The sequence below is a fragment of the Pseudomonas sp. MF08831 genome (genome assembly GCF_059862645.1).
Genome location: NZ_JCBCUX010000001.1, coordinates 277,644 through 290,380 on the forward strand (window position 1 = coordinate 277,644; position 12,737 = coordinate 290,380).

Below are 12,737 nucleotides of genomic sequence, written 5' to 3' on the forward strand. Positions count from 1 at the left end.
AGGTGACGAAATGCCTGACTCCTCGCAACTTCTTATTGGCGCCGGTCCGGACGGCCAACCTGTCGCCCAGGCCATGCGCCTGGCCAACCGTCACGGCCTGATTGCTGGCGCCACGGGCACCGGCAAGACCGTCACCCTGCAGCGCCTGGCAGAGGCGTTCAGTGATGCGGGTGTGGCCGTGTTCGCCGCTGATATCAAAGGCGATCTGTGTGGTCTGGGGGCTGCCGCGAACCCTCAAGGAAAAGTGGCTGAGCGCATCGCCGGCATGCCCTTCCTTAATTACACGGCGAAGGCTTATCCGGTAACGCTGTGGGATATCCACGGGCAGTCGGGTCATCCACTTCGCACGACCATCAGCGAAATGGGACCTCTATTGCTCGGCAGCCTGTTGGAACTCACCGACAGCCAGCAGTCGGCACTCTATGCCACCTTCAAAGTGGCGGACCGCGAAGGCCTGCTGCTGCTCGACCTCAAAGACCTCAAGGCATTGCTCAACCATCTGCGCTATCACCCGCAACTGCTGGGTGACGATGCCGCGCTGATGACCACCGGGTCCAGCCAGGCGCTGTTGCGGCGCTTGGCGGTGCTTGAACAACAGGGCGCAGAAGCCTTGTTTGGTGAGCCGGCCCTGCAGCTTGAAGATATTTTGCAGCCGGCCAGCGACGGCCGCGGGCGTATCCATTTGCTCGACGCCAGCCGGCTGGTACACGAGGCGCCCAAGGTGTACGCGACTTTCCTGCTGTGGCTGCTGGCCGAACTGTTCGAGCAGTTGCCGGAGCGCGGGGATGCCGACAAACCGTTGCTCGCGCTGTTTTTCGATGAGGCGCATTTATTGTTTGCCGACACGCCCAAGGCTTTGCAGGATCGACTGGAGCAAGTGGTGCGTCTGATCCGCTCCAAAGGTGTCGGCGTGTACTTTGTCACTCAATCCCCCGGTGATTTGCCTGACACGGTCTTGGCGCAACTCGGTCTGCGTATTCAGCACGGCTTGCGGGCGTTCACCACAAAAGAGCAGAAATCCCTGCGCGCGGTGGCGGATGGCTTTCGGGCCAACCCGGCGTTCGACACCTTGTCGGTGCTCACAGAGCTGGGCACCGGTGAGGCACTGGTGGGCACCTTGCAGGAAAAGGGTACGCCGCAAGTGGTCCAACGCGTGCTGGTCGCGCCGCCGCAATCGCGCATCGGGCCGCTCAGCGAAGCCGAACGCGCCGCGCTGATTGCCAGCTCGCCGTTGCTGGGGCGGTATGACAAGCCGATTGACCGGGAGTCGGCCTATGAAGTGTTGATGGCGCGCAAGGAGCTCGGGCCGACTGAGGCAGCCACGCCTGCTGCCGAAGAACCAAGCTTTACCGACAAGGCCGGAGCATTTTTGGGCACCACGGCCGGCAAGGCACTCAAATCAGCCATGCAACAGGCCGCCAATCAGATGGGCCGGCAGTTGGTGCGGGGTTTGTTGGGCTCGTTGCTGGGCGGCAGCAAGCGTAAGTAGCTATTCAGATTTGGGCTTGGCGTGCGCGGCCAATCGTTCCAGTGCCGCGCGCAAGCCCGGATCGCTGATCCCGTCGGCCGTCGCCTGAATGGTTTCGGCCGCATTCACCGAAAGGTTGATGGTGTGCCCCACCGCACCTTGCTGCACGGTAGGCGGCTGCACCTTGAACTGGATACGGGTCAAACTGGCAAATTCATCAAAGGCCATCAATTGTCGCTGCAGACGTTTTTGCTGATAGCGCAAACGGGTCGCCCAATGACCGTCGGTGACAATTAACAGCAAATTTCCTTCGCGCCAGGACGCCACATGGCAATGTTCACGTGCGGCAGGTTGTAGCTGGCTTTCTACCAGGCGTTGCAAATGGCCCAAGCGTTGCGCATGGCCGAAGATGGCTTTCAACGGCTTGGCTTCGCGGAGCAACACGCTGGGCGCGCGGGCTGTAAGAGGGCGAAATGCCATGTTTAGACACCTTAAGTAACAGAGCCGCCATCTTAGCAGAAAGCGCCTGTGTGCCCCCCAGCCAATGCGTCACCCAGCGCTTTGCTCGTAAAATCAATGGGTAACTTCTGCGCCTGATGGGTTGAAGTTCCAGCAAAAGCCCTTATTTTAAACAGGCCCTCTCACAGCGCCATGCCAGCATCAGGGAATAACGCCACTTTCCTCACCCACGATTCCGGGTAGAATGCGCGTTCGCATGCGGCCGTGAGGGCTGCTCGGGCCACTCACGGTGCGCCCTCCATCCCTATGTGTGGAAGAACCTGCCGATATGTTTGCGCCTTTGTTAAAGAAACTTTTTGGAAGCAAGAATGAGCGCGAAGTTAAACGCATGCTCAAGACGGTGCAGCTGGTCAATGCCTTCGAAGAGCAGATGGTTGCCCTTTCGGACGAGCAATTGCGCGCCAAGACCCAAGAGTTCAAGGCCCGCATAGCCAAAGGTGAAACCCTCGACAAGCTGCTTCCCGAAGCCTTTGCGGTCGCCCGTGAAGCCGGCAAGCGTGTCATGGGCATGCGCCACTTCGACGTGCAGTTGATCGGCGGCATGACCTTGCATGAAGGCATGATTGCCGAAATGCGCACCGGTGAAGGCAAGACCCTGGTGGCAACCCTGGGTGTTTACCTCAACGCACTGTCCGGCAAGGGCGTGCACGTTGTGACGGTGAACGACTACCTGGCCCGCCGGGACGCCAACTGGATGCGCCCGCTGTATGAATTTCTCGGCCTGACCGTCGGCGTGGTAACGCCGTTCCAGCCGCCGGAAGAGAAGCGCGCCGCTTACGCTGCCGACATCACTTACGGCACCAACAACGAATTCGGTTTCGACTACCTGCGCGACAACATGGCGTTCAGCATGGAAGAAAAATTCCAGCGCGAACTCAACTTTGCCGTGATCGACGAAGTCGACTCCATCCTCATCGACGAAGCCCGTACCCCGCTGATCATCTCCGGCCAGGCCGAAGACAGCTCGCGCCTGTACACCGAGATCAACAAGTTGATCCCGCGTCTGGAGCAGCACATCGAAGAAGTGGAAGGCGTGGTGACCAAAGAAGGTCACTTCTCCATCGATGAGAAGACCCGTCAGGTCGAGCTCAACGAAGCCGGTCACCAGTTTGTCGAAGAGATGCTGACCCAGATCGGCGAGCTGGCCGAGGGCGAAAGCCTGTACTCGGCCCACAACCTGGGCCTGTTGACCCACGTGTATGCCGGCCTGCGCGCCCACAAGCTGTTCCATCGCAACGTCGAATACATCGTCCAGGACGGCCAGGTCGTGCTGGTTGACGAACACACCGGCCGTACCATGCCGGGTCGTCGTCTGTCCGAAGGCCTGCACCAGGCCATCGAAGCCAAGGAAGGGCTCAACATCCAGGCTGAAAGCCAGACGTTGGCATCTACCACTTTCCAGAACTACTTCCGTCTGTACAACAAGCTGTCCGGCATGACCGGTACGGCCGACACCGAAGCGTTCGAGTTCCACCAGATCTACAACCTAGCCGTGATGGTGATTCCACCGAACAAGCCGCTGGCGCGTAAAGACTACAATGACCTGGTGTTCCTGACGGCCGAAGAGAAATACGCGGCAATCATCAACGACATCAAGGACGGCATGGCCCAGGGCCGTCCGATCCTGGTGGGTACTGCCACCATCGAGACTTCCGAGCACGTGTCCAACCTGCTCAACAAGGAAGGCATCGAGCACAAGGTTCTCAACGCCAAGTTCCACGAAAAAGAAGCCGAGATCATCGCTCAGGCCGGTCGCCCAGGCGCACTGACCATTGCCACCAACATGGCCGGTCGTGGTACCGACATCCTGTTGGGCGGTAACTGGGAAGTGGAAGTTGCGGCGCTGGAAAACCCGAGCCCTGAGCAGATCGCTCAGATCAAGGCCGACTGGCAAAAACGTCACCAGGCCGTGCTGGAATCCGGCGGCCTGCAGGTGATCGCCTCCGAGCGTCACGAATCGCGCCGTATCGACAACCAGCTGCGTGGTCGTGCCGGTCGTCAGGGTGACGCCGGTTCGAGCCGTTTCTACCTGTCGCTGGAAGACAGCCTGATGCGCATCTTCGCCTCCGATCGGGTGAAGAACTTCATGAAGGCCCTGGGCATGCAGTCCGGTGAAGCGATCGAGCACCGCATGGTGACCAACGCCATCGAGAAGGCCCAGCGCAAGGTAGAAGGCCGTAACTTCGACATTCGTAAGCAACTGCTCGAGTTCGATGACGTCAACAACGAACAGCGTAAAGTGATTTATCACATGCGTAACACGTTGCTGGCCGCCGACAACATTGGCGAGACCATTGCCGATTTCCGTCAGGACGTGCTCAACGCCACCGTCAGCGCGCATATCCCGCCACAGTCCCTGCCTGAGCAGTGGGATGTTGCCGGTCTGGAAGCGGCGTTGAAAAGCGACTTCGGTGTCGACTTGCCGGTTCAGCAGTGGCTGGACGAAGACGACCACCTGTATGAAGAAACCCTGCGCGAGAAGCTGATGACCGAGCTGCTGGCCGCGTACAACGAGAAAGAAGAGCAAGCGAGCGCCGAAGCGCTGCGCACCTTCGAGAAACAAATCGTACTGCGTGTGCTGGACGACCTGTGGAAAGACCACCTGTCGACCATGGACCACTTGCGTCACGGTATCCACTTGCGTGGTTACGCCCAGAAGAACCCGAAGCAAGAGTACAAGCGCGAGTCGTTCACGCTGTTCTCCGAGCTGCTGGATTCGATCAAGCGCGATTCGATTCGCGTGCTGTCCCACGTTCAGGTGCGTCGCGAAGACCCGATCGAGGAAGAAGCTCGCCTGCGCCAGGAAGCCGAAGCATTGGCTGCGCGCATGCAGTTCCAGCACGACGAAGCACCGGGTCTGGAAGCGCCTGAGGTGTTGGGCGAAGAGGTCGATGTGGCCTTGGCGCAAACCCCGGTTCGCAATGATCAGAAGCTGGGCCGCAACGAACTGTGCTGGTGTGGTTCGGGCAAGAAGTTCAAACACTGCCACGGCGAAATCAACTAAGATTTTTGCCTGACGCTGCAACACCCCGCGCCGCGACCGGCATCAGCCGTCGCGGCGTTTTGCCATTAATTCCCACCGTCGATAGCGACGGCACAGATATCACCTATTTTTAAGGAGCGCATTCATGGCTGTTGGTCTTGGTCCTTTGCCCACATTGCACCCGGTTGCCGGTTTTGAACTCGGTATCGCTTCGGCCGGCATCAAGCGCCCCGGGCGCAAGGATGTGGTGGTGATGCGCTGTGCCGAAGGTTCGACCGTCGCCGGTGTGTTCACCCTTAATGCCTTCTGCGCCGCGCCGGTAATCCTGGCCAAACAACGCGTGGCCGGTTCGATTCGCTACCTGCTGACCAACACCGGTAACGCCAACGCCGGCACAGGCGAGCCTGGCCTGGTGGCCGCTGCCCGCACCTGCGCCAAGCTGGCCCAGTTGACTGGCGTGGACGCCAGCCAAGTGCTGCCTTACTCCACCGGCGTAATCGGTGAGCCATTGCCGGTAGAAAAAATCGAAGGCGCCCTGCAAGCCGCGCTGGATGACTTGTCTGTGGATAACTGGGCTGCCGCTGCCACAGGCATCATGACCACCGACACACTGCCAAAAGGCGCGAGCCGTCAGTTCGTGCACGACGGCGTGACCATCACCGTGACCGGCATCAGCAAAGGCGCGGGCATGATCCGCCCGAACATGGCCACCATGCTCGGCTACATCGCCACCGACGCCAAAGTCTCCCGCGACGTGCTGCAACGCTTGATGCTGGACGGTGCCAACAAGTCGTTCAACCGCATCACCATCGATGGCGATACCTCGACCAACGACTGCTGCATGTTGATCGCCACCGGCCAGGCCAACCTGCCGGAAATCACCTCCACCGAAGGCCCGCTGTTCGCCGCGTTGAAGCAGGCGGTGTTCGAGGTGTGCATGGACGTGGCCCAGGCCATCGTGCGTGACGGCGAAGGCGCGACCAAATTCGTGACCGTTGAAGTCAACGGCGGCAGCAACCACCAGGAATGCCTGGATGTTGGCTACACCGTGGCGCATTCGCCGCTGATCAAGACTGCCTTGTTTGCCTCTGACCCGAACTGGGGCCGCATCCTCGCCGCCGTTGGCCGTGCCGGCGTGCCTGACCTGGACGTGAGCAAAATCGACGTGTTCCTTGGCGAGGTGTGCATTGCCAGCCGTGGCGCCCGCGCCGAAACCTACACCGAAGCCCAGGGCTCGGCAGTGATGCAGCAAGAGGAAATCACCATCCGCATCGAACTGGGTCGCGGTGAGTGCAGCGAAACGATCTGGACCACTGACCTGTCCCACGAGTACGTGAAGATCAATGCGGAATACCGCACCTGACAGCCAAGAGGATAAGCGCGGTGAAACGAGTGCATGTAGCAGCAGCGGTGATCCGCGGTGTCGATGGCAGGATCCTGCTGGCGCGCCGTGCCGATACCCAGCATCAAGGCGGCCTCTGGGAATTTCCCGGTGGCAAGGTGGAGGCCGATGAGTCGGTTGCTGCCGCCTTGTCCCGCGAATTGCAGGAAGAACTGGGCATCCAGGTCACCACGGCACGCCCGCTGATCAAGGTGCAGCATGACTACCCGGACAAGCAGGTGTTGCTGGATGTCTGGGAAGTCTCGGCCTTTACCGGCGAGCCCCATGGTGCCGAAGGGCAGCCGTTGGAATGGGTGGCCCCGCGAGACTTGATCAACTATGCGTTCCCCGCGGCGAATGCCCCGATCGTGGCGGCGGCGCGGCTGCCGGCTGAGTACCTGATTACCCCGGGCGAGCTGGAAACCCCGACGTTGCTGCGCGGTATTCAGAAGGCGATTGCCGGGGGCATCAAGCTGGTTCAGCTGCGTGCGCCCAATGGTTACGACCCTAAGTACCGTGACCTGGCGGTGGACGCCGTTGGCCTGTGTGCCGGCAAGGCGCAATTGATGCTCAAGGGCCCGTTTGAGTGGCTGGGGGATTTCCCGGCGGCCGGCTGGCACATGACGTCGGCGCAGTTGCGTAAATACGCGAGCAAGGGACGCCCACTGCCGAAGGATCGCTGGTTGGCGGCTTCCTGCCATAACGCTGAAGAACTGGCGCTGGCGCAAATGATGGACGTGGATTTTGTCACGCTGTCACCGGTGCAGCCGACACAGACGCATCCGGATGCTCAGCCATTGGGTTGGGAGCAGGCGGCCGAGTTGATCCGTGGGTTCAGCAAGCCGGTGTTTTTGCTCGGCGGTGTAGGGCCGGCTGAGCGGGAACAGGCTTGGGCCGCTGGGGCTCAGGGTGTGGCAGGTATTCGGGCGTTTTGGCCGCAGGTTTGATGTTGTTCTGACGGGCCTGTTCGCGGACAAGCCCGCTCCCACAGTCGACCGGGTTCCAACGTTGGAATGCAGTCAAATGTGGGGGCGGGCTTGCTCGCGAAGGGGCCAGATCAGTCACCCCAAAACTCAGTGTGGCTTAGCCGCCGCCTGCCACAACACCTCCGCAACCCCCTGGCGCTTGGCAATCACCCGTGCCGCCACAAACAACAAGTCCGACAACCGATTGATGTACGCCAACCCCACGCCTTCCAACGGTTCAATCGCATTCAACTGCTGACACCGCCGCTCCGCACTGCGCGCCAGGCTGCGGCACACGTGCGCTTGGGCGATCAGCGCTGAACCACCGGGCAAGATGAAGTTTTCCAGTGGCCCGACTTCCTCGTTCCAGCGATCAATCGCCGCTTCCAGCCGATCAACTTCGGCCGCATTCAATGCCTTGTACACCGGCATCGCCAGCTCACCGCCCAAATCGAACAACCGATGCTGGCAAGGGGTAAGCACCTCAATCACATCGTCCAGTTGCGGATGCTTGCCGCTCTGCTCTTCAAGGCTGGCCAGCAGTAAACCCAGCTGGCTGTTGAGCGTGTCCACCTCGCCGATGGCTTCCACGCGCGGGTGGTCCTTGGGCACGCGGCGGCCGTCGCCCAGGCCGGTCTCGCCTGTGTCGCCGGTACGGGTGTAGATCTTCGACAGGCGAAAGCCCATGGTTATTGCTCCAGTTGAGTCAGATCAAAGGTTGGCATTTGGCTGCCGGCCAACGGCAGGCGCAGGGTGAAGCAGGTACCTTGGCCGAGGGTGGAATGCACTTCCATCTGGCCCTTGTGGTTATTGGTGATGATGAAATACGACACCGACAGCCCCAGCCCGGTGCCTTGGCCGATTTCCTTGGTGGTGAAGAACGGCTCGAAAGTGCGTTTGCGCACGTTTTCGCTCATGCCGATGCCATTGTCTTCCACCTGGATCTCCGCCCAGGGCGGGTTGAGGCGGGTACGCAAAATAATGCGCCCGGGCTCGCGGTCGTCTTCACGCAGGTGAATGGCCTGGGCGGCGTTTTTCAACAGGTTGAGCAGTACCTGTTCCAGTTCGTTGGCGGTGCCGGGCACCGGGCCGAGCTGCGGGTCGAACTGGCGGATGATTGCCTGACCCTTGAAGTCGAAGCCGATCGTCAGGTCGAAGTCATTACCGGCAATTTCCACTGCCTGGTCGATCAGTGCCGGCAAATCGCAAGGCGCCATTTGGCGATTGCTGCGGCGGCTGAAGCTGAGCATATGCGTGACGATCTTCGCCGCGCGTGCGCCGGCTTGCTGGATGCCATCGAGCAATTGCGGGACTTCGCGGCCCTGCAGGTAGCGGTTGACCACCTCCAGTTCGATGCCCGCCTGTTCCGCGTGTTCCAGGTTTTTCGGCAGGTCGGGAGACAGGCGGCGGCGGATGTTCTGCACGTTGTGCAGGATTGCCCCGAGCGGGTTGTTGATTTCGTGGGCCATGCCCGCGGCCAGGCCGCCGACGGAGAGCATTTTTTCCGACTGCACCATCATTTCTTCCAGGGACAAGCGCTGGGTGATGTCGTCGATACGGATCACCACCCCGCGCCCGGCGCCGCCCATCAAGGGGTAGAAGGTCAGGGCGTAATGCTTGGCCTCGTCATCCTTTATCCAGGTGACGCGCTCAATGCGTTCAACCGTGTGTTGCTCAACCGTGGCCTTGATTTGCGGCAGGTAGGGCTTGAGTGGCTGGAACGCGAGGAAGATCGGCTGGTTCAGCGCTTCGTCCAGGCGCGTGCCGGAAAGCGCAGTGGCTTCCTGATTCCACTGGGTGACGTAGAGTTGTTCGTCCAGGGCGATCAGCGCAGAAGGCATCGAGTCGATAATACTGTTGAGGTAATTCTGGAAGCCCGTAAGTTTTTTCTCGATCTTGCTGCGAACCTGCACCTCGAGTTCCAGCTTGCGGTTGGTGTGACGCGTCTCTTCGGCCAGGCCCTGGGCTTGGGCGTAGGCGGCCTGGGAGTCGTCCCGCGCTCGCTTGAGCTGATGCTCGCGGGCTTCGATGCGCGACAGCATGGTGTTGAACGCTTCGGCCAGGCTGCCGATTTCATCATGGTTACCGCGCCCGGCACGCAGGGCGTAGTTTTCTTCGCGGGTCACCTGGCGCGACAGTTCTTCGAGTTCGTGAATCGGGCGGGTGATCAAGCGTTTGATCTGCCGGGCGATGACCAGCCAGAGCAATACGCTGAAAATCAGGATGCCGAGGCTGGCTGTCAGCGTGCCGGTGTAGAACGCCACGGGTAGCTCGCTGCTGGCGACCAACAGTAAATGCCCCGGAGGCTGGCCGGCGCGGGGCAGGGTGATGACTTGGTTGCTGCGAAATTCGGTGACGCGCCAGGCCTCGATATGCCGGTAGTTGTCCGGCAGGTGCAGGCGGTTGCCATGTTGCATTTGGGCCAGGCGGGTGCCTTCGCCGTCATACAACGCGGCGGCGCGTAATGGCGAGTAACTGGTCAATTCGCTGAGCAGGGCGTCGGCCTTGGCCGGGGATTCGAGGGCTTCGGCGGCGAGGGCGGGGTTGGACACCAGGCGACCGATGGCCTGCAACGCCTGCGGGGCCATGCTTTCCTGGGAGATCCAGTAGGCGGCGCTGATAAACGTCAGGTTGGCCACCAACAATACGGTGGTCAACAACACCAGCAGGGCGGCCAGCAGTTTCTGCCCTACCGGTAGATTTTCAAGACGCTGGCGCAATGGCATCAGGGTTTTCCCAGGTGATAGACAGGTAGGCAGGGTAGCGCGTGCCTCAGTCGGTGGCTAATCCGCGTGCGCGTAAGTGGTCGATCAGCCGCGCTTGCACCTGTTGCAGATGCGGCAGGACCAACTGATGGCGGGCTGCCGCCTGGCAAGCGTAGCCCAGCAGGTAGCTGATTTCGGTGCGCCGGGCGTTGGCCACGTCTTGATACATGGAGGAGTAGTTGGCCGCCGTTGCGTGGATGACCCGCTCTACTTCGCTGTGTAACGCCTCGGCGGCGGCCGGTTGACCGCAGCATTCGAGCAACTCGGTCAATTCGGCGCACAAGGTCGCCACTTCGCATTGGTGGTCGTGCAGGCCGCCGTTGCGGCACTGGTAGAGCACGGTCAACGGGTTGATCGCGCAATTGAGCGCCAGCTTGCGCCACAGGCGGGTGAGAATATCGGTGCTCCATTCGTGGGGAATGCCGGCGGCGTGCAGGTCGTCCAGCCACAGCGGTGGCGTCGGGTGGCCCGCGTCCCCCAGCCAGGTGTAGCCATGGCCGGCAAAGACTACGCGCCAATCGCCGTCGCGGAATGCGCCCTCGGTGCTGGAGGCGAAGATGCAGCGGGCCTGCGGCAGCTGCGCGGCCACGGCATCCTGGCTGCCCAGGCCGTTTTGCAACAGGATCAGTTCGGCGTCCGGTACCAGCCGGTGTTGCAGCTGTGCGATGGCGGTTTCGGCGTCGTAGGCTTTGCACGCCACCAGCAGACGATGAATGGGTTCTTGGCTGTGGGGCGTTTCGCCGATCACTGGGTAGGTGTGTGCTACGCCATGCTCTACCAGCGTCAGGCCGTTTGCCTGCCGGTAGCTGGACAGGCGGGCCTCATCCCGCAGGATCAGCCGCACGGGTACGCCCGCGCGCGACAGGCGTGTGGCCCACAGTGTGCCCAGGCTGCCGGCGCCGAGAATGTGCCAGGTAGTCGACATGAGTTTTTGCTCCGTAGGGTCGCTCACAGTGAACAGCGCGAAAGAACCGCTATAATGCCTCGGCATTTTAGCTTGGGCGCGCTCCATCTCTACTGAGCCCGCCCCTTATATTGGAGAAATGACATGCCTTCGTTCGACGTGGTATCCGAACTGGACAAACACGAAGTCACCAACGCCGTCGAGAACGCCGTCAAGGAATTGGACCGCCGCTATGACTTGAAAGGCAAGGGCAGCTTCGAGTTCAAGGAAAAGGAACTGACCGTCAACCTGACCGCTGAAGCCGATTTCCAGCTGGAAGCGATGATCGAGATTCTCAAGCTGGCCCTGGTCAAGCGCAAGATCGACGTGCAGTGCCTTGAAGTCAAGGACGCCTACGCCTCCGGCAAGCTGATGAAGCAGGAAGCCGTGCTCAAGGAAGGCATCGACAAAGAGCTGGCGAAGAAGATCGTCGCGCATATCAAGGATGCCAAGCTGAAAGTCCAGGCCGCCATCCAGGGTGAACAGGTTCGCGTGACCGGCAAGAAGCGTGACGATCTGCAAGAGGCAATCGCGGCCCTGCGCGCCAAGACTTTCGACATGCCGCTGCAGTTCAATAACTTCCGCGACTGATGGCACTTTGCGGAACCTGCGGGTGTTTTTGACGTCCCACGCCCCAGAGTCTGTGCCTACACTTGAGCCCCACGGGGCTCATTTGCGTTTTATGGCAGTCAATCAAGCCGCACATCCGCGCAACAGGAGAAGATAGATGGATTTGAACGCTGAAGTGGATCACCTGATCAAGACCTCGCAGTCCTGGATCCCGATGATTATGGAATACGGCAGCCGAGTGTTGCTGGCAGTGATAACCCTGGCCATCGGCTGGTGGCTGATCAACGTATTTACCCACCGCGTAGGGCGCTTGCTGGCCATTCGCAATGCGGACCTGGCGCTGCAGCACTTCATCACCAGCCTTGCCAACATCGCATTGAAAGTGATGCTGATTGTCAGCGTGGCCTCGATGATCGGCGTGGCAACCACCTCGTTCGTCGCCGCCATCGGTGCGGCTACCCTGGCTATCGGCCTGGCGTTGCAAGGCAGCCTGGCCAACTTCGCCGGCGGCGTGCTGATTCTGCTGTTCCGCCCGTTCCGCATCGGCGACTGGATCGAGGCTCAAGGCACGTCCGGGACGGTCGACAGTATTCAGATCTTCCACACCGTGCTGCGTACCGGCGACAACAAAACCGTGATCGTGCCTAACGGCATCCTGTCCAACGGCATCATCACCAACACCAACCGTCAGCCTACCCGCAAGGTAGTGTTCGACGTGGGTGTCGACTACGAAGCCGACTTGCAGAAAGCCCGTGAAGTGCTGCTGGAACTGGCGAAAGACCCGCGCGTGCTGACAGACCCAGCAGCGGTGGCGGTGGTGTCGACGTTGGGCGACAGTTCGATCACGGTGTCTTTGCGTTGCTGGACCAAGACTTCCGATTACTGGGACGTGGTGTTCATGCTTAATGAACTGTCGCGTGATCGCTTGAAAGGCGCGGGCATTGATATTCCGTTTCCACAGCGCGTTATCCGCGTGATGCAGGAACCGGCTGCGAAATAACTAAGCGCAGTGTATCGAACTTGGCCGAATGGTCAGGTTCGATGCGCGCCGTTAACCTCGTTAGTTAGCTTGCTAGTTATTTTTTCAGCGAAATAAAACTGCAATAAAAAAGCCGCTCCCTTGCAAACAGGGGAGCGGCTTTT

At 60.5% G+C, this 12,737-nt stretch carries 10 protein-coding genes; 6 read left to right on the top strand and 4 right to left on the bottom strand.

Annotated features, from left to right (window positions below; all coding sequences use genetic code 11):
• Positions 1–10: 10 nt before the first annotated feature.
• Positions 11–1,489 carry a helicase HerA-like domain-containing protein gene (locus tag AC19YS_RS01315; protein WP_106578373.1) on the top strand — a complete coding sequence of 493 codons (1,479 nt, stop codon included), beginning with the start codon at positions 11–13 and terminating at the stop codon, positions 1,487–1,489.
• Here the strand turns inward: AC19YS_RS01315 and AC19YS_RS01320 are convergent, their stop codons facing one another.
• Positions 1,490–1,948: a DUF721 domain-containing protein gene (locus AC19YS_RS01320; protein WP_106578374.1), complete on the bottom strand. Its 459-nt coding sequence runs from the start codon at positions 1,946–1,948 to the stop codon at positions 1,490–1,492. It abuts the gene before it with no gap.
• A 307-nt stretch (positions 1,949–2,255) separates the two neighbouring features.
• Here AC19YS_RS01320 and secA point away from each other — a divergent pair, with 307 nt between their 5' ends.
• The 3 genes from secA to AC19YS_RS01335 all read left to right on the top strand — a co-directional run bounded on the left by secA (position 2,256) and on the right by AC19YS_RS01335 (position 7,298).
• Positions 2,256–4,991, top strand: coding sequence for a preprotein translocase subunit SecA (gene secA, locus AC19YS_RS01325; RefSeq protein ID WP_106578375.1), 2,736 nt, complete (start codon positions 2,256–2,258; stop codon positions 4,989–4,991).
• 124 nt (positions 4,992–5,115) lie between these two features.
• Positions 5,116–6,333 carry a bifunctional glutamate N-acetyltransferase/amino-acid acetyltransferase ArgJ gene (argJ, locus tag AC19YS_RS01330; protein ID WP_500600709.1) on the top strand — a complete coding sequence of 406 codons (1,218 nt, stop codon included), beginning with the start codon at positions 5,116–5,118 and terminating at the stop codon, positions 6,331–6,333.
• 20 nt (positions 6,334–6,353) lie between these two features.
• Positions 6,354–7,298 (top strand): Nudix family hydrolase, encoded by a 945-nt coding sequence (locus AC19YS_RS01335; RefSeq protein ID WP_119736958.1) that lies wholly within the window; start codon positions 6,354–6,356, stop codon positions 7,296–7,298.
• A 126-nt stretch (positions 7,299–7,424) separates the two neighbouring features.
• On the opposite strand, the gene AC19YS_RS01340 is transcribed toward AC19YS_RS01335, so the two are convergent.
• Genes AC19YS_RS01340 through AC19YS_RS01350 form a run of 3 tightly spaced genes read right to left on the bottom strand, consistent with a single transcriptional unit; the run spans position 7,425 to position 11,006 of the window.
• Positions 7,425–8,003, bottom strand: coding sequence for a cob(I)yrinic acid a,c-diamide adenosyltransferase (locus AC19YS_RS01340; RefSeq protein WP_106578378.1), 579 nt, complete (start codon positions 8,001–8,003; stop codon positions 7,425–7,427).
• A gap of 2 nt (positions 8,004–8,005) precedes the next feature.
• The gene (locus tag AC19YS_RS01345) at positions 8,006–10,042 is read right to left on the bottom strand and encodes a sensor histidine kinase (RefSeq protein WP_106578379.1); all 2,037 of its coding nucleotides are present in this window, start codon (positions 10,040–10,042) and stop codon (positions 8,006–8,008) included.
• A gap of 46 nt (positions 10,043–10,088) precedes the next feature.
• The gene (locus AC19YS_RS01350) at positions 10,089–11,006 is read right to left on the bottom strand and encodes a putative 2-dehydropantoate 2-reductase (RefSeq protein ID WP_200623860.1); all 918 of its coding nucleotides are present in this window, start codon (positions 11,004–11,006) and stop codon (positions 10,089–10,091) included.
• 123 nt (positions 11,007–11,129) lie between these two features.
• Here AC19YS_RS01350 and AC19YS_RS01355 point away from each other — a divergent pair, with 123 nt between their 5' ends.
• Complete coding sequence (locus tag AC19YS_RS01355) at positions 11,130–11,615, top strand: YajQ family cyclic di-GMP-binding protein (RefSeq protein WP_003193880.1); 486 nt, start codon at positions 11,130–11,132, stop codon at positions 11,613–11,615.
• 136 nt (positions 11,616–11,751) lie between these two features.
• On the top strand, positions 11,752–12,594 hold the full coding sequence (locus AC19YS_RS01360; protein WP_106578381.1) for a mechanosensitive ion channel family protein: 843 nt from the start codon (positions 11,752–11,754) through the stop codon (positions 12,592–12,594).
• Positions 12,595–12,737 lie beyond the last annotated feature (143 nt).